The 22,178-nt window shown below is 73.0% G+C and carries 18 protein-coding genes; 11 read left to right on the plus strand and 7 right to left on the minus strand.

What is annotated here, in order from left to right; genetic code table 11:
• Positions 1 to 173 precede the first annotated feature (173 nt).
• The 8 genes from ACZ4W9_RS22460 to ACZ4W9_RS22495 all read left to right on the plus strand — a co-directional run bounded on the left by ACZ4W9_RS22460 (position 174) and on the right by ACZ4W9_RS22495 (position 8,838).
• Entirely contained in the window at positions 174 to 1,172 is a 999-nt protein-coding gene (locus ACZ4W9_RS22460) for a carbohydrate ABC transporter permease (protein ID WP_467938492.1), read from the plus strand.
• Positions 1,169 to 1,999 carry a carbohydrate ABC transporter permease gene (locus ACZ4W9_RS22465; RefSeq protein WP_467938494.1) on the plus strand — a complete coding sequence of 277 codons (831 nt, stop codon included), beginning with the start codon at positions 1,169 to 1,171 and terminating at the stop codon, positions 1,997 to 1,999. The genes ACZ4W9_RS22460 and ACZ4W9_RS22465 overlap by 4 nt, the downstream gene beginning before the upstream one ends.
• A 7-nt stretch (positions 2,000 to 2,006) precedes the next feature.
• A complete protein-coding gene (locus ACZ4W9_RS22470) occupies positions 2,007 to 3,494 on the plus strand; it encodes a glycoside hydrolase family 3 protein (RefSeq protein ID WP_467938496.1) in 1,488 nt (495 codons plus the stop codon).
• Between the two features lie 158 nt (positions 3,495 to 3,652).
• Positions 3,653 to 4,684, plus strand: coding sequence for a phytanoyl-CoA dioxygenase family protein (locus ACZ4W9_RS22475; protein WP_467938498.1), 1,032 nt, complete (start codon positions 3,653 to 3,655; stop codon positions 4,682 to 4,684).
• On the plus strand, positions 4,681 to 5,973 hold the full coding sequence (locus ACZ4W9_RS22480) for a DUF6271 family protein (protein WP_467938501.1): 1,293 nt from the start codon (positions 4,681 to 4,683) through the stop codon (positions 5,971 to 5,973). Before ACZ4W9_RS22475 ends, ACZ4W9_RS22480 begins: the two co-directional genes overlap by 4 nt.
• Positions 5,970 to 7,148: a type III PLP-dependent enzyme domain-containing protein gene (locus ACZ4W9_RS22485; protein WP_467938503.1), complete on the plus strand. Its 1,179-nt coding sequence runs from the start codon at positions 5,970 to 5,972 to the stop codon at positions 7,146 to 7,148. The genes ACZ4W9_RS22480 and ACZ4W9_RS22485 overlap by 4 nt, the downstream gene beginning before the upstream one ends.
• Positions 7,145 to 7,666 (plus strand): GNAT family N-acetyltransferase, encoded by a 522-nt coding sequence (locus tag ACZ4W9_RS22490; protein WP_467938506.1) that lies wholly within the window; start codon positions 7,145 to 7,147, stop codon positions 7,664 to 7,666. The genes ACZ4W9_RS22485 and ACZ4W9_RS22490 overlap by 4 nt, the downstream gene beginning before the upstream one ends.
• Complete coding sequence (locus ACZ4W9_RS22495) at positions 7,666 to 8,838, plus strand: MFS transporter (RefSeq protein WP_467938508.1); 1,173 nt, start codon at positions 7,666 to 7,668, stop codon at positions 8,836 to 8,838. Before ACZ4W9_RS22490 ends, ACZ4W9_RS22495 begins: the two co-directional genes overlap by 1 nt.
• A 52-nt stretch (positions 8,839 to 8,890) precedes the next feature.
• Here ACZ4W9_RS22495 and sbnA read toward each other — a convergent pair whose 3' ends face one another.
• The 7 genes from sbnA to ACZ4W9_RS22530 all read right to left on the minus strand — a co-directional run bounded on the left by sbnA (position 8,891) and on the right by ACZ4W9_RS22530 (position 20,038).
• Positions 8,891 to 9,916: a 2,3-diaminopropionate biosynthesis protein SbnA gene (gene sbnA, locus ACZ4W9_RS22500; RefSeq protein ID WP_467938510.1), complete on the minus strand. Its 1,026-nt coding sequence runs from the start codon at positions 9,914 to 9,916 to the stop codon at positions 8,891 to 8,893.
• 37 nt (positions 9,917 to 9,953) lie between these two features.
• On the minus strand, positions 9,954 to 11,024 hold the full coding sequence (gene sbnB / locus ACZ4W9_RS22505; protein WP_467938512.1) for a 2,3-diaminopropionate biosynthesis protein SbnB: 1,071 nt from the start codon (positions 11,022 to 11,024) through the stop codon (positions 9,954 to 9,956).
• Positions 11,021 to 12,025, minus strand: coding sequence for a TauD/TfdA family dioxygenase (locus tag ACZ4W9_RS22510; RefSeq protein WP_467938514.1), 1,005 nt, complete (start codon positions 12,023 to 12,025; stop codon positions 11,021 to 11,023). The genes sbnB and ACZ4W9_RS22510 overlap by 4 nt, the downstream gene beginning before the upstream one ends.
• A gap of 43 nt (positions 12,026 to 12,068) precedes the next feature.
• A complete protein-coding gene (locus ACZ4W9_RS22515; RefSeq protein ID WP_467938516.1) occupies positions 12,069 to 15,353 on the minus strand; it encodes a non-ribosomal peptide synthetase in 3,285 nt (1,094 codons plus the stop codon).
• Positions 15,354 to 15,364: 11 nt separating this feature from the next.
• Positions 15,365 to 17,947 (minus strand): Pls/PosA family non-ribosomal peptide synthetase, encoded by a 2,583-nt coding sequence (locus tag ACZ4W9_RS22520; RefSeq protein ID WP_467938518.1) that lies wholly within the window; start codon positions 17,945 to 17,947, stop codon positions 15,365 to 15,367.
• A gap of 287 nt (positions 17,948 to 18,234) precedes the next feature.
• Positions 18,235 to 18,828, minus strand: coding sequence for a hemerythrin domain-containing protein (locus ACZ4W9_RS22525; protein WP_467938520.1), 594 nt, complete (start codon positions 18,826 to 18,828; stop codon positions 18,235 to 18,237).
• Positions 18,829 to 18,838: 10 nt separating this feature from the next.
• A complete protein-coding gene (locus ACZ4W9_RS22530; protein ID WP_467938522.1) occupies positions 18,839 to 20,038 on the minus strand; it encodes a hypothetical protein in 1,200 nt (399 codons plus the stop codon).
• Positions 20,039 to 20,282: 244 nt separating this feature from the next.
• Between ACZ4W9_RS22530 and ACZ4W9_RS22535 the strand changes: the two genes are divergently transcribed.
• Genes ACZ4W9_RS22535 through ACZ4W9_RS22545 form a run of 3 tightly spaced genes read left to right on the plus strand, consistent with a single transcriptional unit; the run spans position 20,283 to position 22,108 of the window.
• Complete coding sequence (locus ACZ4W9_RS22535; RefSeq protein ID WP_467938524.1) at positions 20,283 to 21,002, plus strand: YqjF family protein; 720 nt, start codon at positions 20,283 to 20,285, stop codon at positions 21,000 to 21,002.
• 33 nt (positions 21,003 to 21,035) lie between these two features.
• Positions 21,036 to 21,674 (plus strand): hypothetical protein, encoded by a 639-nt coding sequence (locus ACZ4W9_RS22540; RefSeq protein WP_467938526.1) that lies wholly within the window; start codon positions 21,036 to 21,038, stop codon positions 21,672 to 21,674.
• A 47-nt stretch (positions 21,675 to 21,721) separates the two neighbouring features.
• A complete protein-coding gene (locus ACZ4W9_RS22545; protein WP_467938528.1) occupies positions 21,722 to 22,108 on the plus strand; it encodes a hypothetical protein in 387 nt (128 codons plus the stop codon).
• Positions 22,109 to 22,178 lie beyond the last annotated feature (70 nt).

Below are 22,178 nucleotides of genomic sequence, written 5' to 3' on the forward strand. Positions count from 1 at the left end.
GGGTGGGGTCGGTTTTTTGTTTTTTTTTTTCTGTGTTTCTCGACCACCCCCCCCCCCCCCCCCCCCCCCCCCCTTTCTCTCTCCCCCCCCCCCCCCCCCCCCCGGCCCACACCTGTGCCGTGCCACGGGTACGGCCCTGGTGTTTCGTACGGCCACGGAAGAGATGGCAACTCATGTCAGTGCAGACCGAAGGCACGGACACGGCCGGGGAGCCCGCTGTCCGCAAGGCCCGGGTGCCGGCCTCGCCACGAGGTGAAGACCGCACCCTCGGGGCCCCGTCCCGGCGCCGCGCCGCCGCCCCCTACCTGCTCCTGCTGCCCGCGCTGCTGGCCACCCTGGTGCTGCTCGGCTGGCCGCTGCTGAAGAACGGCATGCTGTCGTTCCAGAACCTGAACCCGCGGCAGCTCATCCAGCACCTCACCGAGTGGAACGGCGTCGACAACTACCAGGAGGTGCTGTCCGCCGGGGAGTTCTGGCGCGTCGTCGAGCGCTCCGTCTTCTTCACCGCCGTCAACGTCGCATTGATCATGGTGCTCGGCACCCTGACCGGGCTGCTGCTGGCCCGGCTCGGCAAGCGGATGCGGCTGCTGCTCCTGATCGGCCTCGTGCTCGCCTGGGCCATGCCGATCATCGCGGCCACCACCGTCTACAAGTGGCTGTTCGCCCAGCGCTTCGGCGTCGTCAACTGGGTGCTGGACAAGCTCGGCTGGCACTCCATGGCCGACCACAACTGGCTCCAGACGCAGTTCTCCACCTTCGCCGTGGTCACCCTGCTGCTCGTGTGGCAGTCCATCCCCTTCGTGGCGATCAACCTCTACGCCGCCACCACCACGATCCCCCGGGAGCTGTACGAGGCCGCCTCCCTGGACGGCGCCGGCGCCTGGAAGGGCTTCACCTCGGTGACCCTGCCCTTCCTGCGGCCCTTCCTGTACGCCACGACGTTCCTCGAAGTCATCTGGATCTTCAAGGCGTTCCCGCAGATCTTCGCGATGAACGAGGGCGGCCCGGACCACCTCACCGAGACCCTGCCGATCTACGCCTATGTGGAGGGCGTCGGCAACCAGCACTTCGGAGTCGGCGCGGCGATCTCCTTCCTGACCATCCTGGTGCTGCTCGCCATCACCTCGTACTACCTGCGCATGGTGCTCAAGCAAGAGGAGGACGAGCTGTGAAGCGCTCGCTCTTCGGCCGTATCTGGCCCAACGCGACCGCCGTCGTCCTCTTCGTCGGCTTCGTGTTCCCCGTGTACTGGATGTTCGCCACGGCCTTCAAGCCGACCGGCGACATCATCTCCGACGACCCGGTGTGGTTCCCCACCGACGCCACCCTGGAGCACTTCAAGACGGCCGTCGACGCGGACCACTTCTGGACCCTGGTCCTCAACTCCGTCACCGTCACGCTCCTGTCGGTCGCGTTCTCCCTCGTCATCGCCCTGTTCGCGGCCTTCGCCCTGACCCGGATGCGGTTCAAGGGCCGGCGCGGTCTCATCGTGACGTTCATGCTGGCGCAGATGGCCCCCTGGGAGGTCCTCATCATCGCCATCTACATGACCGTCCGCGACAACGACATGCTCGACAGCCTGGTCCCGCTCACCGCCTTCTACGCGATGATGGTGCTGCCGCTGACCATCCTGACGCTGCGCGGCTACATCGCCGCCGTGCCCAAGGAGCTGGAGGAGTCGGCGATGGTCGACGGCTGCACCCGCGTGCAGGCCTTCCGCAAGGTGATCTTCCCGCTGCTCGCGCCCGGCCTGATGGCGACCTCGCTGTTCGGCTTCATCACCGCCTGGAACGAGTTCCCGCTCGTCCTGATCCTCAACAAGTCCGCCGAGAAGCAGACCCTGCCGCTGTGGCTGTCGCAGTTCCAGACCGCCTTCGGCGACGACTGGGGCGCCACCATGGCCGCGTCGTCCCTCTTCGCGCTGCCCATCCTGATCCTCTTCATCTTCCTGCAACGCAAGGCCGTCAGCGGTCTGACCGACGGCGCCGTGAAGGGATGACGCCCCGATGACCACCATCGCCCCCGGCACCGACACCCTCACCCGCAACGCCCTCGCGGTGCTCCAGCCCGGCTTCGACGGCACCACCGCCCCCGACTGGGTGCGCCGCCGCATCGACGAGGGCCTGGCCTCCGTCGCCCTGTTCGGCCGCAACGTCGTCAGCGAGGAGCAGGTCACCGCGCTCACCGCGCAACTGCGCGCCGCACGCGAGGACCTGCTGGTCGCCATCGACGAGGAGAGCGGCGACGTCACCCGCCTCGACGTGCGCACCGGCTCCGCCTTCCCCGGCAACCACGCCCTCGGCGCCGTCGACGACCCCGGCCTCACCCGGGCCGTCGCCCGCGAGCTGGGCCGCCGCCTGGCCGCCTGCGGCGTCACCTTCGACTGGGCGCCCTCCGCCGACGTCAACGCCGACCCGGACAACCCCGTCATCGGCGTCCGCTCCTTCGGCGCGAGCCCCGGCCTGGTCGCCCGGCACACCGCCGCCTGGGTCGAGGGCCTGCAGTCCACCGGCGTCGCCGCCTGCACCAAGCACTTCCCCGGGCACGGCGACACCAACGTCGACTCCCACCACGCCATCCCGCGCATCGACGTCGACGCCGACACCTTCTACGAGCGCGAACTGCCCCCGTTCCGCGCGGCCATCGCCGCCGGCACCCGGGCGATCATGAGCGCCCACATCCTGGTCCCGGCCCTCGACCCGGACCGCCCCGGCACCCTGTCCCCGCGCATCCTCACCGACATGCTGCGCGGCGAACTCGGCTACCAGGGCCTGATCGTCACCGACGGCATCGAGATGCGCGCCATCTCCGGCACCTACGGCCTGAACCGGGGCGTGGTCCTCGCGATCGCGGCCGGCGCCGACGCCATCTGCGTGGGCGGCGGACTGTGCGACGAGGACACCGTGCTCGGCATGCGGGACGCGCTCGTCGCCGCCGTGCGCTCCGGCGAACTGCCCGAGGAACGGCTCGCCGACGCCGCCGCCCGGGTGCGCGACCTGGCCGCCTGGACCGCCGCGCACCGCGACGACGCCCTGAGGACCGCCCCCGACCCGGAGGTCGGCCTGGTCGCGGCCCGCCGGGCGCTGACCGTGACCCGCGCCGGCGCCGCCGCACCGGTCACCGCTGCGGTGTACGTCGCCCGGTTCAACCCGGCCCCGAACATCGCCGTCGGCGACGAGACCCCCTGGGGCGTCGCCGACGAGCTGGAGCGGCTGCTGCCCGGCAGCACATCCGGCACCTTCGGCGGTGACGGGGCCGGAGCCGCCGCCCTCGCCGCGGCCGGCGGGCGCCGGATCGTCGCCGTGGTCCGCGACGAGCACCGGCACGCGTGGATGCGCTCCGCGCTCGACACCCTGCTCGCCGCCCGGCCCGACACCGTCGTGGTGGAGATGGGCCTGCCGCAGGCCCCGCCGCGCGGCACCCCGCACATCGCCACCTACGGCGCCGCCCGCGTCTGCGGCGTGGCCGCCGCCGAGGCCGTCCTCGCCGGCTGACCTCCTCACCCCGGCCGCCCGCCACCCCGGCGGGCGGCCGTCCTCCGTGCTCCTTCCGCGCACCGGTGGCCCTTTCGCGCCCTGGCGCATGCCACCGGCACATGTCTCACGTCCGACCCGCAGGTGTATTCGTCCCGATCACCCCGGAGTGTGAACGCATGCCCGAGCCCGCCCCCTACCTCCACCGAGCGGCGACCGGCCGCCCCTACTTCAGCGCCGACGGCGAGACCTACCTCGCCTCGACCCCGCTGCGCGACATCGAGAAGACCGAGCCGCTGCGCGTGCTGTCCGAGGAGGACTTCGCCTTCTGGCAGACCTACGGCTACGTCGTCGTCCGCGAGGCCATCACCCCCGGCGAGGCCAAGGCCCTGCTCGACTTCGCCTGGGAGTTCCAGGGCCTGGACCCCGACCGCCCCGACACCTGGTACGAGGAACCCGGGTTCCGCTCCGAACTCGACCGGCACCTGTACATCTACGGCTTCGTCGAGGCCTACCACCACCAGCTGATCTGGGACAGCCGGCAGAGCCGGCGGGTCTACGACGCCTTCGTGGACGTGTGGGACAGCCCCGAGCTGTGGGTCACCCTGGACCGGCTCAACCTCAACCCGCCCAACATACGCACCCGTTCCCGCTCCCTGATCGAACCCACCGACGAGGGCTTCGACATCGAGCTGCACTGGGACGTCGACTCCACCCGCGCCGTGCTGCCGCAGCGCGTCCAGGGCATCATCGCGCTCACCGACACCCGGCCCGATCTCGGCGGCTTCCAGTGCGCGCCGGAACTGTTCCGCCGCTTCGAGGAGTGGCGCCTCGCCCAGCCGCCCGGCCGCGACCCGGTCCGGCCCGCGATCGACCGCGCCGAGTTCCCGGTGGTCCGCCCCGACCTCCAGCCCGGCGACCTGCTGATCTTCAACGGCATGCTCGCCCACGGCGTGGCGCCCAACCTCTCCGACAACGCTGTCCGCGCCGTCCAGTACCTGTCGATGATGCCCGCGCTGGAGGGGCACACCGCCCTGCGCGACGCCCGTGTGCACTCCTGGCGCACCCTGGGCACCCCCGACTGGAACGCCACCCTGCTCGGCGACGCCCGCATGCCGGAAGCCCTCCGCTACGGCCCCGCCGAACTGAACGACCTGGGGCGCAGGCTGCTGGGGCTCGACTCCTGGGCCGCCGCGGAAGGGGACCGGTGAACCGCGTCTGCCTCGCCCTGCCCACCAACCGCGCCTGCTCCGCCACCATCACCGCCCTGCACGCCGAAGCCGCCCACGCCGTGCGGAACTTCGGCGCGGAGGTCCGGCTGCTGATCCTGGACTCCGCCGACGACCGCACCCGGGCCGCCCACGCCGGCACCGTCGCGGCCCTGCCCCCGGAGCCGGGCGTGACCGTCTACCACCTCGACGAGGAACGCCAGCGCGCCTCGCTGCGCGGGATCATCCGGCGCTCCGGCCTGCCCGAGCCGGACCGGCTGCTCGACCTCATGCTCCCGCCCGCCGTCTCCTACGGCGCCTGCACCAACCGCGCCTTCCTGCTGGCCGCCTCGCTGGGCTGCCACTCCGTGCACCGCAGGGACTCCGACAGCACCTACCAGACGCACGCCGGGCAGCCGGTGTTCCCCGTCCACCACGAGCTGCCCTGGCTCGGCCGGCCCGCCGCCGAGGCCGCGGCGTCCGTCACCCGCACCGACCTCGACCCGGCCCTGGCCCACCGCCCGGTGTCGCTGGCCGGAGCCTCCTTCATCGGCGAACTCTCCGTGGACATCGCCGAGATACGGCGGCTCGACGACGGCGTCTACCACGACGTGGTCGGCCTCTGGGCGCCCGGCGACTGGCCCGAGGACCGCCGGCGCACGCTGGTCGAGGAGTCCTTCACCGGCGCGGGCACCGACCCCTTCACCGGCGACCACTCGACCCTCACCGTGGTCGACCCGATGCGCGTCGACATGTGCAACATCGCCTTCGACCGGGCGGTGTACGAGCGGGTCCCGCTGCCGCCGGCCACCGACACCATCGGCAGCGACTACTTCCTCCTGCACCTCGTCCACGACGCGGGCCTGCCCGGCATCCTGCACAACCGCCACATCGAGAACTTCCACACCCCCGAACGCCGCACCGACACCGGCTTCCTCGCCTACCAGCGGCGGTTCGTGAAGTTCCTGCTGTCGATGCTCTACTTCCACCACGTCTACGACCGCATGGCCGCCGAAGGCCCGGCCGGCCTGCTGGACCCCGGACACCGGGTCCGCCCCGACCGGATCGTGCGCCTCCTGCGCGAGAGCACGGCCCTGGACCGCGCCGAGAACGTCTGGCGTCTGGACCGCGTGGACACGGCGTACCGCAAACTGGGCGGCAGATACGCCGCGTTCGCCGACCGACTCGCCGCGGAGCGGGAGGAACTGCTGGACCGGGCGGCACGGGACATGGAGGACTTCGCCCTCCTGACCGAGGCATGGCCGGCCCTGATCGAGGCGGCCCGCGCATGAGCGCCCCGAACCGGCGCGACCAGCCGCGGGAGACCGACCGGATCGTCTACGACCTCACCGGCATAGAGCACCAATACGACACTCTCCTGCGCGAGTTGCCGGGAGTGGACATCCGCTTCGCGCTCAAGGCCTGCCCCGTGGACGACGTCCTGCACTGCCTCGCGGACCGCGGCGCCGGCTTCGACGCGGCGAGCCCCGCCGAGATCAGGCAGGCACTGCGGACCGGCGTCCCCACCCACCGCGTCCACTACGGCAACACCATCAAGTCCGACCACGACATCGCCGAGGCCCACCGCCTGGGTGTCCGCACGTTCGCCACCGACAGCCTCGAAGACGTCGCCGCGATCGCCGCGCACGCCCCCGGCGCCCGGGTGTTCTGCCGGCTCGCCACCAGCGGCCAGGGCGCCCTGTGGGGCCTGAACCACAAGTTCGGCTGCGGGCCCGGCGACGCCGTCCGGATCATGACCACCGCCCGCGCGGCCGGCCTCGTCCCGGCCGGACTGTCCGTGCACGTCGGCTCCCAGCAGATGACCGGCGAGGCCTGGCAGCAGGCCCTGGACACACTCGCCGGGACACTGGCCGCGCTGGCCGGGCGGGGGATCGTACCGGACCACGTCAACCTCGGCGGCGGCCTGCCCGCGCTCGGCTACCTGGACCGGCGCGGCACCCCGCTCGACCCGCCGCTGGACAAGATGTTCGCCGTGCTCCGCGAGGGCATGGAACGCCTGGCCGGCCTGGCCGCCGCCCCGCTCCGGTTCCTCCTGGAGCCGGGCCGGCACCTGGTCGCCGACCACGGGGCGGTCCGGGCGCACGTGGTGCGGCTGACCGAGCGGACCGGGCCGGACGGCGGCACCACCCGCTGGCTGTACCTGAGCGTGGGCAAGTTCAACGGACTGTACGAGATGGACCAGGTGACCCACCCGCTGGTCTTCCCGGGGCGGGAGAGCGAGGACCACGTGCCCGCCGTCGTCGCGGGCCCCACCTGCGACAGCGACGACGCCTACGGCGGCGGCCGGCACCCGGTGCCCGTCCCCCGGACCCTCGCCTCCGGCGACCCGGTGTGGATCCGCTCCGCCGGCGCCTACGCCCCCAGCTACACGACCCAGGGCTTCAACGGCATCCGCCCGCTGCCGTGCGTGTGCGTACGCGGCCCGGAAGGACTCCCACTGACATGAACGACCTCATACGGGGCATCACCGAGGCCGACTGGCCCCGGCTGGCCGCCCTGGAGAGCGAGGCGTACGCGGACCTCTCCCTCGCCGAGGGCGAGGAACTGCTCCGTTCCCGGGCCCGCGCCTCGGCCGGCACCTGCTTCGTCCTCGAACACGACGGGGTGCCCGCCGGCTATGTCCTCGCCCTGCCCTACCCCCGCTTCCGCTGCCCCGCGCTGGGCAGCCCGGAACAGGCCGTCCACGACACCGCCAACCTGCACCTGCACGACATCGTCGTCAGCGCCCCGCTGCGCCGCCGGGGCCTCGGCACCCGGCTGGTCCGCCACCTGACCGAGACGGCCGGGGCGCGCGGCTTCACCACCCTCTCGCTGGTCGCCGTCGGTGACAAGGAGCCGTTCTGGCGGGCGCACGGCTACCGCGCCCACCCCTCGGCCCCGGTCCCGCCGGAGTACGGCCGGGGCGCCGTCTACATGTCGGCGCCGGTGACCGCCGCGGCCCGGCCGCACCAGGAGGCCGTGTGATGCCCGGGACGTCCTTCGCGCGCGCCAAGTGGTCCATCGCCGCGCTGTTCTGCTTCCTCGGCTTCCAGTACGGCACCTGGATCGCCCGCCTGCCCGCGCTGAAGTCCCGGCTGGACCTCGGCGCCGGCGAGGTGGGGCTGCTGCTGATGGCCTGCGGGGCGGGCGCGGCGGTCTCCTTCCCGCTGGTCGCGGTGCTGATGCGGCGGCTCGGCTCGCGGTGGCTGTCCCTGGTGTCCGCCGCCGCCCTGATCGCCGTACTGGCCGCGCTGTCCGCCGTGCCGAACTACCCGCTGGCGCTCCTCGCCGTGGCCGCCGACGGGGTCGCCGTCGGCTGCCTGAACGTCGCCATGAACGCGCAGGGCGCCGCGCTGGAGAAGGCGTACGACCGCACCGCCATGTCCCAGCTGCACGCCACCTTCAGCGCCGGCCTGCTCGCCGCCGCGCTGCTGGCCTCCGGTGCCACCGCGCTGACCGGGTCCGTCGCGGCCCACTTCGCCGTCGCGGGCGCGCTGCTGCTGCTCCTGCTCGGCGGGGCCCGGCCGGGCCTGCTCGCGCACGAGGAACCGGCACCCGCCGCCGAGGAGGGGCCGAAGCGGCGCGCCCGGCGCGGGCTGCCCTCCGGTACGACCCTGCTCATGGGCTGTGCCATGGCGTTCGGCACGATCACCGAGGGCGCGATGAACGACTGGTCGACGCTCTACATGAAGGACGTCGTCGAGGCGTCGGCGAGCGTCGCGCCGCTCGGCATCGCGGTCGTCTCCGTGATGATGCTGCTGGCCCGGGTGTGCGCGGACCGCTGGCGCACCCGCTGGGGCGACGGGCGCGTGGTGCGCACCGGCAGCGCGGTGGCCGCCGTCGGCCTCGCCCTCGCCCTGCTCGCCGGGGGAGTGGTCCCCACGCTGCTCGGCTTCGCCTGCGTCGGCCTCGGGGCCGCCGCCGTCACCCCCTGCGTGTACGTGGCGGCGGCCGAACACGGCTCGGACGCCCTCGCCCTGGTCGCCGCGATGGGCACCACCGGACTGCTGGGCGGCCCGGCCCTGATCGGCTTCGTGGCGAGCGCCGCGAACCTCACCGTGGGCATGGCGACGGTGGTGGTCTCCGCCCTGATCGTCACGGCGACCGCCTTCCGGATCCCCTGGCGGACCCGGGCGGAGGCGCTCGCCGAGACTTGAGCCGGACGCCCGCGGGGCGGGTCCCGGCCCCGGCGCTCCCGGCGGGCCCGTCCTAGGGTCTGCGGCGCCGGCCCGGTGCGCGGGGCGCCGGGTCGTCGTCCCAGGCCGGGGTCTCCAGCCCGGCCGAGTCCAGCAGCTGGTCGCCGTACAGGTCCTGGAGCCAGTTGGTCTGGTACACGGTGTCCAGATAGCGCTCGCCCAGGTCGGGGGCGATGGCCACCGCGGTCAGCTCCCGGGCGTCCCGCCGGGCCAGCCACTCCGTCGCCGCGCTGACCACCGTCCCCGTGGAACCGCCGAACAGGAAGCCCCGCCGGGCCAGCCGGTGGCAGGTGCGGATGGTGTCCGCCTCCTCCACCCGGATCACCTCGTCCACGTAGGACTCGTCCAGCAGCGGCGGGCGCATGCTCATGCCCAGGCCGGGGATCATCCGGCGGCCGGGCGGGCCGCCGAAGGCCACCGACCCCATGCTGTCCACGGCGACGATCCGCACCGGCCGGTGCCACTCGCGGAAGTAGCGTGCGCAGCCCATCAGGGTCCCGGCGGTGCCCGTCCCGACGAACAGCACGTCCAGGCCCGGGAAGTGGCCGGCGATCTCCGGCGCGGTGGTGCGGTAGTGCGCCCGCCAGTTGCCCGCGTTGGTGTACTGGCTCAGCCAGACGTACCGGTCGTCGGACGCGCACAGCGAACGGACGTACTCCAGCCGGGTGCCCAGGAAGCCGCCGTTCTCGTCCAGGCCGGTCACCACGTGCACATGACTGCCGAGGGCCTCCATCAGCAGCTTGGTCGACAGATTGCACCGGGAGTCCGTCACGCACAGGAACCGGTAGCCCTTGCTCGCGGCGATCATGCTGAGGGCGACGCCCAGATTGCCGGACGAGGACTCGACGAGGACGGAGTCCGGCGTCAGCGTCCCCTCCCGCTCGGCGCTCTCCACCATCTCGTTCGCCGCCTTGAGCTTGATGGAGCCGGCGAAATTGAAGCCCTCGCACTTGAGGTAGAGGCGGTATCCGAAGATCGACTCCAGATCGACGAAGAGGCTCCCTTCGTTGAACGCGTGGGGAGCGGTGATCACGGGCACGGCAGGCCTCCTGTTGCCAGGGCTGCGGGAAACGGCCTCAGCCGTACCGGCGCAGGTCGTGGAAGAAGTCGTCGACGAGGCGGAGCGCGCCCGCCCGGGCGACCTGGTCGTAGACGAACTTGCCGACGGCCAGGTCGAGGACGCCGAGGCCGAAGGGGGAGAAGATCACCGGCTGGTCCTGCGGCGGCGCGGCCCGGCCCAGCATCACGTCGTTGAGGGTGCCGTTGAGGAAGTCGCGGTTGCCGGTGCGCTGCTCGGCCAGGTGCGGGGAGGTGTCCGCCTTCAGGCAGTGCTCCACGTCGTCCACGAAGTTCGCCGAGGCGAGCAGCACCTCGGGGGCGAGGTCGCGCAGCGAGATGTGCAGCACCAGCGGATTGTGGCCGAACCAGGCCGGGGCCGTGACGTGCGGCCGGCCGGCGACGGTGGCGAAGACCACCAGGTCGCTGGAGCGGATCAGGCCCTCCGCGCTGTCGTGGACGGTGACCGGTTCGGTCGCCCCGGTCTGCCGCAGATAGCCGCAGAAGCCCTCGGTGCTGGCGGCGGACACGTCGTGCACGCCGATCGCCTCGAAGGTCCAGCCGGTGCGGGCCAGGAAGGTGTGGATGTACCGGGCGATCAGGCCGGTGCCGCAGAACCCGACCCGGGTGGGCCGGGGCCGCTCGCGGCTGAGCCGGTCGGCGGCCAGCGCGGCGGACGCGGCGGTCCTGGTCGCGCTGATGATGGAACTCTCCAGGCAGGCGAACGGATAGCCGGTGCCGGGGTCGTTGAGGATGAGCACCGCCGACGCCCGGGGCAGCCCGGCCTCGACGTTCTCCGGGAAGCTGGAGATCCATTTCAGCCCGTCCACGTGGACGGACCCGCCGATGGACGCGGGCAGCGCGATGATCCGGGACGTGGGACGGTCCGGGAAGCGCAGGAAGTACGACGGCGGGTTCACCGACTCGCCGGCGCCGTGCAGCCGGTAGGTGGCCTCCACCAGCTCCACGACCTGTCGCTCGGCCCCTTCCAAGGCCTTCTTCACCTGCTCGCCGGGGATGACCGCGAAGGTCGGCACGGACGGCGGGCCACCGTCGGCGGACCGGGCCGTGTGGGGCAGCACATCGGTCATCGTCCGCTCGCCTCCGGGGTGAAGGAGCCGTCGGCCACGCGCCGCGGCTCGGCCATGCCGACCAGGACCCGCCGCTCTCCGGTGAACGGCTCCCTGCTGTGCGCGGTGCGGATGTTGTCCACCAGCAGCACGTCGCCGGCCTGCCAGGGTTCGCGCCGGGTGTGCGCCTCGTACGTGGCGTTCAGGCGCTCGACGACGTCCGCGCCGATCGGGCCGCCGTCGCCGTAGCACGTGTTGAACGGCAGACCGTCCGGGCCGTACTCGTCCACCAGGTACTCGCGCACCTCCGGGGCGAGGGTCCACTCGTTGAGGAACGCGATCTGGTTGAACCAGCAGCGGCGGCCCGTCAGCGGGTGCCGGACGACGGCGGCGCGGCGCTGCCGGGTGCGCAGCGAGCCGTCGCCGAGCCAGGTGGCCTCGATGGCGTTCGCCCGGCAGTAGTCCTCGATCGCGGCGCGGTCGGCGGTGCCGAAGGACTCCTCCAGGGACGCCCCGATCTCGTCGTTGTAGCTGCGGGTCAGCAGCCAGCCCTCCTGCTCGAAGCGTCGCGTCAGATCGGCGGGCAGTGCCTCGAGGACCTCCTCGGCGTCGGCCACCGCGGTCGCCCCGCCCGTCGCGGGCGGGGTCAGGCACGCGAAGAGCATCAGGCCGGGCACCCGCAGCTGGTAGCTCAGCTCGTGGTGCATGCACATCGGCTGGTTGGCCGGCCACGGCGTGGAGGAGTACAGCCCGGGCCCGACGGCCTCGCGCGGCGCGAACGCCTCCGTCTCCGCCATCGGCTCGCCCGCCAGCCGGGTGAGGACGGCACCGACGTGCTCGGGGTCCGTCAGGCCGAGGCCGCGCACGAGCAGCGCCCCGTGCTCGGTGACCCGCGCACGCAACGCCTCGCGGTGCTCGGCCGCCCAGCGCGCGGCGTCGTCCGGCGCGGCGACGCGCACCATCGCCGGTCTGTCCGGCCGCAGCTCCACGTCGAGCGGTGCTGCCAGGGATGAGGAGGGCATCTCGGTTTCCTTTCCGGTCGCCCGTCGGATGGGGGACGGGCCCTCAGGTGGAGGCCAGGGGCACGGCCGCGGTCAGGACGGCCCGCGCCGCCCCGGCCGGGCGCGTGCGCGGGAAATAGTGGCCACCGTCGGGCAGCTCGTGCAGCTCGACGTGGTCGGCCAGCAGCCGCCAGTCCCGGTGGCGTTCGGCGTAGCCGGCCGTGTGCGGGTCGTCGGCGGCCACCACCACCGTCACCGGCGCGGACAGCCGGACCCGCGGCGGGGAGGCGAGGGCCGCCAGCAGATAGCGGTGCGCGGACACGCAGTCGTGCCGGTAGGCGGCGCCGATGCGCTCGGCGTGCCGCTCGTCGAGTTCGGCGAGTTCGGGGTAGCCGCCGTCCGCGGCCAGCCGCGCCGCGATCTCCGCGTCGCCGCCGCGGGTCAGCTCGGCGACGGCGGCGCCGCGCTCGGCGGCGGTGCCGAGCAGTTGCGCGCCGAGGAACACCCGGGTCACCCGCACGCCCCGCTCCCGGAGCCGGCGGGCCGTCTCCAGGGCCGGGGCGGCGCCCGAGGAGTGCCCCCAGAGCATGACCCGGGTCAGGCCGCGCGCGGTGATCTCGGCGGTGACCCGCTCGGCCACCTCGGCGATCGACGCGAACGGCGCCCGCCCGTCCGCCAGGTCGTGCCCGGGCAGGTCGACGGCGAGGACCGCCGGGCCGCCGCCGGCCAGCGCCGCCGCCAGCGGGCGGTAGTTGACCGCGTTGCCGCCCGCGTACGGGAAGCACACCAGCGCGCCGTCCAGGGGGTCGCCCGCCTCCGACAGCGGTTGCAGCAGCTCCGGGCGCGACCGGCCGGCGCCGTCGAGGAGGGCGGCCAGGTCGGCGAGGACCGGGTGCCGGGTGATGTCCTTCAGGGAGACCGCCCGGTCCAGCGCGACGCTGAGCTTCACGGCCGTCAGGGAGGTGCCCCCGGAGTCGAAGAAGTGGTCCGTACGGCCGATCCGCTCCTCGGGCACGCCCAGCAGCTCCGCCCAGACCGCCGCCAGCCGCCGCTCGGCGGGGCTGAGCACGGCCGCGTTCCCGGCGGCGCCGTCCGGCGGCGCGGCCGGCCCGGCCCGCTCCGCCAGCGCGGTCAGCGCCTTGCGGTCGATCTTGCCGTTGGCGGTCAGCGGCAGGCTCTCCCGCCAGTGGAAGGCCGAGGGGACCATATAGGCGGGCAGCGCCGCCGCGACCGCCTCGCGCAGCGTCCCGTCCGGGAGCCGCCGCCCGGTGTGGAAGGCGATCAGGTGCTTGTTCCCGTCGCCCCGCTCCGCGACGACCACCGCGCCGTCGCGCACCCCGTCCACCCGCAGCAGGGTGTTCTCGATCTCGCCGATCTCGATGCGGAAGCCGCGGATCTTCACCTGGTTGTCCCGGCGGCCGAGGAACTCCAGCTTGCCGCCGGGGTGCCAGCGGCCCCGGTCGCCGCCCAGGTACAACCGCTCACCGGGCCGGTACGGGTCCGTCCGGTACGCCTCCCGGGTCCGCTCGGGATCGTTCACGTACCCCCGGCCCACACAGACGCCGGAGAACGCGATCAGCCCCGGGGCGCCCAGCGGCACCAGTGCCAGGTGCTCGTCCACGACGTACACGCGGACGTTGTGGACCGCGCGGCCCAGCAGCACCCGCTCCGGCACGCCGTCCAGCACCTCGTGGTTGGTGTCGTCCGAGGTCTCGGTCAGCCCGTAGGCGTTCAGCAGCCGGATCCCCGGCTGGAGCGCGAACCAGCGCTGCGCCAGCTCCCGCTTCAGCGCCTCCCCGGTCACGGACACGCACCGCAGGTCCGGCAGCGCACGCGGACGCTGCTCCAGGTACGCGCACACCACCTCCAGGTAGGAGGGCACCACCTGGGCCACGGCGACCCGGCCGCGCGCCAGCGTGTCCACGAACCGCTCCACGTCCACGATCACGTCCTGGCCGACCAGCAGTGTCCGCCCGCCGGTCATGAGCGCGGACAGCAACTGCCACAGCGAGATGTCGAAGCACTGCGGGGCGGTCTGCGCCACCACCGAGTCCTCGCCGATCCCCAGGTCGTCGATCTTGGCGTACAGGTGGTTGAGCAGGCCCGCGTGCTCGCACATCGCCCCCTTCGGCTCCCCCGTGGAGCCGGAGGTGAAGTAGATGTACGCCAGCCGGCCGGGCTCGATCGCGAGTCCGGGGTCGGTGTCGGCGTGCCCTTCCCCGTACGCGGTCTCCACCGGCAGCTTCCCGGCCCCCGGTACGGCGGCCAGCGCCTCGTCCAGGTTCCGCGTACCGCCGGACCCGGTGAGCACCAGCCGGCACTCCGCGCGGGTCAGCATGGCCGCGATCCGCCCGGCCGGGAAGTGCGGTTCGACGGGCAGGTAGACGCTGCCCGCCTTGAACACCGCCAGCGTCGCCGCCAGCCAGTCGAGGTCGCGCTCGGTGACGACGGCGACCACGTCCTCCGGGCCCACTCCGCGCGCCAGCAGCGCGTGCGCCAGCCGGTTGGCGCGCGCGTTCAGCTCGCCGTACGTCCACGCGCGCCCGCCGTGCACGGCGGCCACCCGGTCCGGATGCGCCCGAGCCCGCTCCTCGAACACCTCGTGCGCGCGGGCGTCCGGCAGCTCGCGGTGGCGCCCCGCCAGCCCCTCCAGCTGTTCGCGCACCTCCTCGGCCGACAGCAGGCTCTGCTGCCCGTGCTCGGCGTCCGGGGCGGTCGCCAGCAGCGCGAGGGCCCGCAGGTGGTAGCCGCCGACGCGGGCGGCGGCAGCGGAGTCCAGCACGTCGGCGCGGTGCCGCAGCAGAAGGACCAGGCGTCCGCCCCGGTCGTACCAGCGCAGGTGCAGCACACCCTCGCCGGCGTGCGTCCCGCCGGCCGCGCCGCCCGGGCTCCCGTCGGCGTCCAGGGGCCCGAACACCACCTCGTACGGCGGCTCGGTCAGGCCCAGTTCGCGGCGCAGCCCGGCCACCGGGAACTCGCGGTGGGCGAGCACCTCCGCCTCGGCGCGCTCGGCGGCCGACACCAGGGCCCGCCAGGACCCCGGCGGGACGGTCAGCCGGCACGGCAGCGGCTCGCCGCGCACCCCGGCGGTGTACCCGGTCACCACCTCCGGCTCGCCGGACAGCGCGGCCAGCACCTTGGCGTGCGCCGCCAGCAGCACCGCGCTCAGCGGGAGCCCCGAGCGCCGCACCAGGGCGCGCACCGCGGCCGTCACGTCCTCCGGGACCGCCGTCTCCTGCTCCCGCCACCCCGGGCCCGGCTCCGGGGCCCAGCGCGGCACGGTGGTCGCGCCGCCGGCGGTCAGCACCCGGCTCCAGTACTCCCGGCCGGCTTCCACGCGCGTTTCCATGGTGACCTTCCTCAGCTGGTGGCGGCCGTGGCGGCGCCGGTCGTCTTCGGGGCCCGGGCCGGGAGGGCAGGCACGCCGCCGGTCGGAGGCATGTCCACGGCCGGGTTGCCGCCCCACCGCGCGCCCGGGGGGACTTCCTCGCCCTTCATCAGGAAGGAGTCGGGGGCCAGCTCCGCGCCGTCGCCCATGGTCACGCCGTAGTGCACGTGGGCGGCGACGCCCAGCGTGCAGCGGGCGCCGAGCGTGACGCCGTCGGACTTGAAGGTGCCGTCCTCCTGCGAGTGGCACTGGATCTTGCTGCCGACGTTGAGGGTGCACTCGTCGCCGATCGCGGCGAGGGTCCGTTCGGTGATGAAGCAGCCGTCGTCGAACACCCGCTTGCCCATCCGCACGCCCAGCAGCCGCCACACCAGGGCCTTGAACGGGGTGCCGTTGAAGATGTTCAGGTACTGCACCGGGACCTTCCACAGGCGCTCGTGCAGCCAGAAGTTGCGGTCGTAGATGGAGCACAGCTGGGGGCGCAGCGGACGGAACCGGGTCGCGCAGCGCTCCACCAGGACGTAGTACGCGGTGGACAGCAGCAGCGTCAGCGCCAGGTACAGGGCGATCACCACATGGCCGACCACGCCGTAGAACTCCACGGAGACCAGCGCGAACAGCGTCAGCAGGAACACGTGCAGCCAGCGCGCGAACAGCATCCACGCCATCGACAGCAGGTTGTAGCGGTTCTTCGCCCGCAGGTGGCGGCGCAGCTCGTCGCCCGTGCGCAGATGGTCGAACCGGGCGTCGCGCTCCACCGAGCGGGGGATCTCGAAGCACGGCGAGCCGAGCAGCCCGACGTTCGTGCGCGTCTCGCCGTCGAGCGGCACCAGCACCTTGGTCGCCAGCAGGCAGTTCTCCCCGGTCCGCCCGCCCGCCGGATAGGCGATGTTGTTGCCCAGGAAGTTGCGCGGCCCGATCGCCACCCGGGACAGCCGGAAGGAGGTGCTGGAGTACTCGGCGTTCGCCAGCGACAGTCCGTCGGCCACCATCGTCCCGGTGCCGACGGTGACCAGGAACGGCGTCTCGTGCTGCACCTCGGTGCCGAAGTTGGACCCGGTCTGCTCGACCCGTGACAGGTCGTAGCCGAGCCGGCGGAGGTAGTACACGATGTACGAGCTGTCGCCGAACAGCCAGGTGAAGAACTTGATGTTGGTGAGGCGGGCCGCCGCGCGGTGCAGCGTGTACTGCAGTCCGTACAGCGGATAGACCCGGTCGGGCCGGACCAGCAGGCGCAGCAGTCGCGGCACCGTGTACAGGGCGACGATCCCCGCGCCGACGAAGCCGAAGAACACGGCGAGCGAGACGGCCAGCGCGTCGGGTATCAGCTCCGGCCGGGTCAGCGAGGCCGTCTGCGGATCGAGCCGCTTGCCGATCGCGGGTATCCCGGTGAACACCATGTACACCCCGCCGAGGGCGATCGGGATGTAGACGAACAGCAGTTGCAGCAGTGTGAGGGTGCCGTACCAGGCCCGGCGCGGGGTGCCGCACCGGGCGGGCGGGACCCGCACGTGGTCCACCTCGGTGGGCTCTGCCGGGGAGCCGTGCCAGCGCTCGCCGTCCGGGACCGCCTGGCCGCGGTGCAGCGCGGAGGAGTGCCCGAGCTGGGCGTCGTCGCCCAGCGAGGTGTCGATGTCCAGGACGGTCTTCTCGCCGACGAACGCGTTCCGGCCGAGCGTGACCCGGCCGGTCTGGATGCGGCCGGCGCGGGCCCGGTAGCCCAGGAAGAAGGACTCCTTGCGGATCACCGTCCCGGCACCGATCGTCAGCAGGTCGGTGCAGACCGGGACCGAGCGGGAGAGAATCGTGACGCCTTTTCCGATCCGCGCGCCGAGCGCCCGCAGATACAGCACATACAGCGGGGTGCCGACGAGGAGCACCATCGGATTCGCGTGCAGCAGCACCTTCACCAGCCAGAAACGTACATACGCCAGTCCCCAGACGGGAAATTCGCCCGGTTTCCACCGGCCCACGAGCACCCATTTCGCGAGGACGGGAAAGGCGCACAGCGTGAAGAACGCGACGCTTCCGAACAGCAGCGAACGCACATAGACACCGCCCGGACCGGCACCCTCGGAGATCCACTCGAATCCGCCGGCGGCTATGTATCCGTAAAAGAGCGAGTAGACCAGGAACACCAGCAGCTGGAACGCGCCGCACGCGTGGTGGTGCAGCGGATTCACCCGGGCTGCCGGAGCCGATGCCGGTGCCGGTGCCGGTACGGGGTCCACCGGGGTGCCGCCGTCGGGGGAGGCCGGTGCCAGCGCCTCGGCCAGGCCGCGGATCGTGGGATGCCGGTAGATGTCCCGTATGGAGGGGGAGGGCAGGTCCGGTATTTTCCGCAACCGTGCGCAGAACTGGGCCATGACGAGCGAATTGGCACCCAGATCGGTGAAGAAGTGGCTGTCGGCCGGTACGTGGTCGACCTCCACGAGTTCGGCCAGTGCCGCCGCGAGTTTCCTCTCGGTCTCCGCCCTGGCCGGACCCTTGTCGCTCAGGGGGACGGCGGCTTCGTCCGGCCCGGATATGGGGACCTCGGAGGACTGCTCCACCATTCGATCTCCTGAGGGACGTGTGGATCGCCTGTGCCGTCCGGATCTTTTGCGATCACGAACCGCCGTTCTCAGTCTGGCGAGCCGGACGGCACCCTGCCACTCAACGAAGACCGCCGTGCCCGCGGGAAAAGCGGCCCCGGCACCGCGCACTCCCGGGTTCCGCACCGCCGCCACCCTGTGCTTCACCCGATCGGCGGGCCCCGGACGCAGTAACGACGGCCGGGAACGACGGCCGGGCCGGCCCCCGACGGGACCGGCCCCGGCTCGCGCGCCCGAGGGGGCGGCGGTCAGCCGTCCTTGCCCATGGTCCTGCGCACCATGTCCTTCGTGCGGTCCATCAACGCGGCCACCGGCCCGAGCGCCATGTTCTTCGCCGCGGACTCCACCCCCGGGTGCGGATGCGTGGGCGCCATGGCCTCGGCGGCCTTGACGGCCTTGGCCATGGCGGCGAGGTTGGTGACGTCGGTGCTGCGCCGGATGTGCGTGAACTCGTAGCGTTCCTCGGCCCGCGCGTGCTCCTGGACGTCCGTGCGCAGCCGCATCAGCCGCGGCAGGAACTCCGGGGCGTCGGTGTCCATCCCGTCCAGCGCGGCCAGCTCCTCCTTGGCGGCCCGTTCCTCCGCGAGCCGGTCCCCGACGATCTGCTCGCCGCCGGGCACCCCGTGCCGCACGAAGGGATGGACGACCTCCTCCTCGGCGGTCTCGTGCACGGCCAGCAGCCGCACCAGCCGCCGGAACGCGTCACGCCGCTCGTCCCCGGTCGCGGCCTCCACCTCGTCGAAGAGGTTGCGGATGTCACCGTGCTGGCGCATCAGCAGCGCCACCACGTCCGTGTCCTCGGCCCCGTCGTCACCGGCCTGCGGTGTGTGCAGCTCGGACATGTCGGCTCCCTCACTTCTCGCGCATACGGGGGTCGGGGTGCTCGCCCTCGGACTGGACGCGGTACTCGCGGCCGAACATCGCGTCGTGCTCCGCCATGACCCGCTCGCTCGGCGGCTCCTCGCCGCCGTGGATCCGCTCCTGCATCTTCTCGAAGCGCTCGTGCGCCTCGCGCACATAGCCCGCGCCGAGCGTGGTCAGGTCCATCTGGGTGTCCAGCAGGTTCCGCAGGTACTGCTTGTTCGGCTCGAAGGTCAGCACGTTCGGCAGCTCCGGGGCGAGGACCTCCTGCGGCTCCCGGCCGTCGTAGCGGCGCATCATGTCGCAGGCCGTGTGCAGGTGCTCCAGCTCCATGTTCAGGTGCAGCTCCCAGATCGCCTTGACCTTGGGGTCGCTCTCCTGCTCCATGAAGGAGTAGTAGAGGTAGCACTCGTTGTACTCGTGGTTGACCAGCTGCTCCCACCAGGTCTCGCCCGGGTCCACCAGGGACTCGTAGTGGGTGACGTGCTCCTCCTCGACCAGCCCGATCTCCTGGTACAGCTGCCGCGCGATCGGCTCCATGTAGGTGGGGCCGGTGTTCATGTAGAAGTTCATGGTCTGCTGCTCCGCGGACATGATCGTCAGCGCGTGCAGCTTCGACAGCGGGCTCGCGACCGTCTTGTCGTAGGGGTCGCGGACGTTGTCGTACGGGTCGCGGTGATGGAACTTGGTGGGCCGGCCCGGCATGACCTCGGTCAGGTTGTCGACGATCGACTCCGCCTTGCGGTGCTCGATCATCTCGTACAGGTTCGCGTACCGGTACAGGTGGTCGAAGTCCTCCAGGACCCCGAACTCGTACGCCTGCTTCAGATACGGGTCCGGCTCCATCCGCGCCACCCACGCCGTCAGGTCCACCGCGACCTGCTCGTAGGCGATGGTCGTCTCCAGCACCGAGGAGACACCGGGCAGCAGCCAGTTGACCACCTTCTGCTGCTGCGCCTCGATGTAGCGGGTGCGGGCCAGCTGCCGCTTCACCTCCGGGTCCGCCGTTTTGCGGGCGAGCTGATGGCTGAAGAGGATCGCCTCCACCTCGATGCCGTTCATGGTGATGACGCGGCAGCGGGTGTACGGGTCACAGCGGTCGGGGTCGATCGGCCGCACGTTCAGCTCACGCCAGTTGCGCACCTGACGGTCCAGCGGGATGCCCCGCTGCTCCAGGGGATTGAAGGTCATGGAGGCCACTCCTGTGACGATTCGGGGGCGGTGGGGTGCCCCCGTCGCCGCGCCGCGGCCGAGCGTCAGGGCACCCCCCTCATGCTTCAGCCGGGCGGCCGTCGCGGCCACCGCCCACGCCCGTCCGCCCGCACGCTTCCTTCGTACGTGCGGCCTCCTAGGCTGTTCGCCGCGCCACCCGGGCCTTCCGCGCACGTGCCCGGGCCGCCGTTTCCGGCGGGCCGGGCAGGGGGACCCGGCGCCCGTGGCGGCGTACGAGGCGGAGCGGCGGGTGCGGCTGCCGGTACTGCGGGCCGGCTGGCTGACGCAGACCTTCGTCCACTGGGCGTACCCGGTGGAGGCGGTGCGGGCACTGGTGCCCGAACCCCTGGTCGTGGACGAGTACGACGGCAGCGCCTGGGTGGGGTTCACCCCTTTCGTGATGGCGGACGTCCGCCCGGCCGGCGTACCGGCCCGGATGCCCGGGCTCCCCACCTTCGCGGAGACCAACCTGAGGACCTACGTCCGGCATCCCAGCGGCCGGGACGGGCTCTGGTTCCTCTCCCTGGAGGCCGCCTTCCCGGTGATGCTCGCGGCACGGGCGATCGGCGCGCCGTACCACCGCGGCGCACTCGCGGTCACCCGGAGCGGGGAGACCGTCCGCTACAGGGGCCGCAGGCGGCCCGGCCACGCCTCCTACCGGCTGGCCGTCCGCCCCGGCGACCCGATCGAGCGGCCCACCGAGCGGGACGTCTGGCTGACCTCGCGCTGGCGGGCGTACACCCGCCGGCTCGGCCTGCTGTGGGAGACACCCGTGGAACACGAACCCTGGCCGCTGGCCGGCGCCGCCCTCGGGGAACTGGAGGAGACCCTGACCGCCGAGGCGGGTCTGCCGGCCCCCGCCGGCGAGCCCGTCGTCCACTTCTCGGAGGGAGTCCGCCATGTGCGGATGGGAGCCTCGCTGCCCTGCCCGCCGGCGCGCTGAGACCGGGCGGACCGGCACCGCGGGAGCCCGCGGATGAGCCGCGTCCGCCCGCCGGACGCGCGGCACCGGAGACTGCGCTTCGAGGGCTGGATCGCGGGCTTGGGCACCACCTCCGGCACCCGTGTCGTGCTCGGCCACTGGCAGCGGTCGCCGTTCGGCGCGTTCAGCGACGTGATGCTGGAGCGCCCGGACGGCCAACGGCTGCTGCTCGCGCCGACGCCGGAGACGGCGGCCTTCGTCGAGGCCACCTACGTCTTCGACACCGTCCGCGTCGTACCGGTGCGGGTCGGCGTGGCGGACGGCACCTGGACCGTCGGCGCGGGCCCGCTCCGGCTGTGCTTCACCACCGGGCGGCGACGGCCGCTGGGCCTGCTGCTGCGGGCCCAGCCCGGCGCGCTCGCCCGCCGTCCGGCGTGGAGCGCGCTCACCGACCGCCCGGCCCGCCTGCTGCTGCCCGGCGTTCGCACCCGGGGCAGCGCCCGGCCGGGCCGCCGCGAGTGGTACGGCGCACGGGACCTGCGCCCGGTGCGCACGCTCAGCGCGTCCTTCGCCGGCACCGACCTCGGCGTCCTGGCACCGGTCGAACCCCCCGTCCGCTTCGGTTTCGGCTCGGTGCCGAGGCGGCCGTCGCTCACCCGCGTCACGACGACGGTGGAGCTCGGCGCGGGGTGAGGGGACGCCGGCCGGGGTACCCGGCACGCCCCGCGAAGGGAGGCACCATGGACAGGACACCGGACCGGGAGCCGGGACGCGCGGTGGCGGTGGCGCACGGTGCCTTCAACGTGGTGGGCGGCCTGTGGCCGCTGGTGCACCTGCGCAGCTTCGAGCGGGTCTTCGGGCCGAAGACCGACGTATGGCTCCAGATGACGACGGGCGGGCTGCTGGCCTGCTCCGGCCTCGCCCAGATCGCCGCGGCGGCGGACCCCCGGGGAGCGGCCCACGCCCGCCGCGTCGGCATGGGCACCGCGCTGACCCTGCTGGCCGTCGATCTCGTCTACGTCCCCCGGGGACGCATCCGCCCGACCTACCTCCTCGACGCCGCGATGCAGACGGGCTGGCTCACCGCCTGGCTGCGCACCACCACCCCGAGGAGGCCGGCGGAGTAGGCGGGCGCCGGCCGGGGGGGGGGCCGGCCGGGGCGCCGGCACAGACGCGGGGGGGGGGGGGGGGGGAACT

Source organism: Streptomyces sp. NPDC029296 (assembly GCF_055569255.1).

Bases quoted from the DNA above. Each gene is read 5' to 3' on its own strand.
- ACZ4W9_RS22515 (WP_467938516.1), bottom strand. From the start codon at position 15,353: ATGGAAACGCGCGTGGAAGCCGGCCGGGAGTACTGGAGCCGGGTGCTG.
- ACZ4W9_RS22475 (WP_467938498.1), top strand. From the start codon at position 3,653: ATGCCCGAGCCCGCCCCCTACCTCCACCGAGCGGCGACCGGCCGCCCC.
- ACZ4W9_RS22470 (WP_467938496.1), top strand. From the start codon at position 2,007: ATGACCACCATCGCCCCCGGCACCGACACCCTCACCCGCAACGCCCTC.
- ACZ4W9_RS22540 (WP_467938526.1), top strand. From the start codon at position 21,036: ATGAGCCGCGTCCGCCCGCCGGACGCGCGGCACCGGAGACTGCGCTTC.
- ACZ4W9_RS22485 (WP_467938503.1), top strand. From the start codon at position 5,970: ATGAGCGCCCCGAACCGGCGCGACCAGCCGCGGGAGACCGACCGGATC.
- ACZ4W9_RS22490 (WP_467938506.1), top strand. From the start codon at position 7,145: ATGAACGACCTCATACGGGGCATCACCGAGGCCGACTGGCCCCGGCTG.
- ACZ4W9_RS22495 (WP_467938508.1), top strand. From the start codon at position 7,666: ATGCCCGGGACGTCCTTCGCGCGCGCCAAGTGGTCCATCGCCGCGCTG.
- ACZ4W9_RS22545 (WP_467938528.1), top strand. From the start codon at position 21,722: ATGGACAGGACACCGGACCGGGAGCCGGGACGCGCGGTGGCGGTGGCG.
- sbnB (WP_467938512.1), bottom strand. From the start codon at position 11,024: ATGACCGATGTGCTGCCCCACACGGCCCGGTCCGCCGACGGTGGCCCG.
- ACZ4W9_RS22525 (WP_467938520.1), bottom strand. From the start codon at position 18,828: ATGTCCGAGCTGCACACACCGCAGGCCGGTGACGACGGGGCCGAGGAC.
- ACZ4W9_RS22520 (WP_467938518.1), bottom strand. From the start codon at position 17,947: ATGGTGGAGCAGTCCTCCGAGGTCCCCATATCCGGGCCGGACGAAGCC.
- ACZ4W9_RS22530 (WP_467938522.1), bottom strand. From the start codon at position 20,038: ATGACCTTCAATCCCCTGGAGCAGCGGGGCATCCCGCTGGACCGTCAG.
- ACZ4W9_RS22460 (WP_467938492.1), top strand. From the start codon at position 174: ATGTCAGTGCAGACCGAAGGCACGGACACGGCCGGGGAGCCCGCTGTC.
- ACZ4W9_RS22510 (WP_467938514.1), bottom strand. From the start codon at position 12,025: ATGCCCTCCTCATCCCTGGCAGCACCGCTCGACGTGGAGCTGCGGCCG.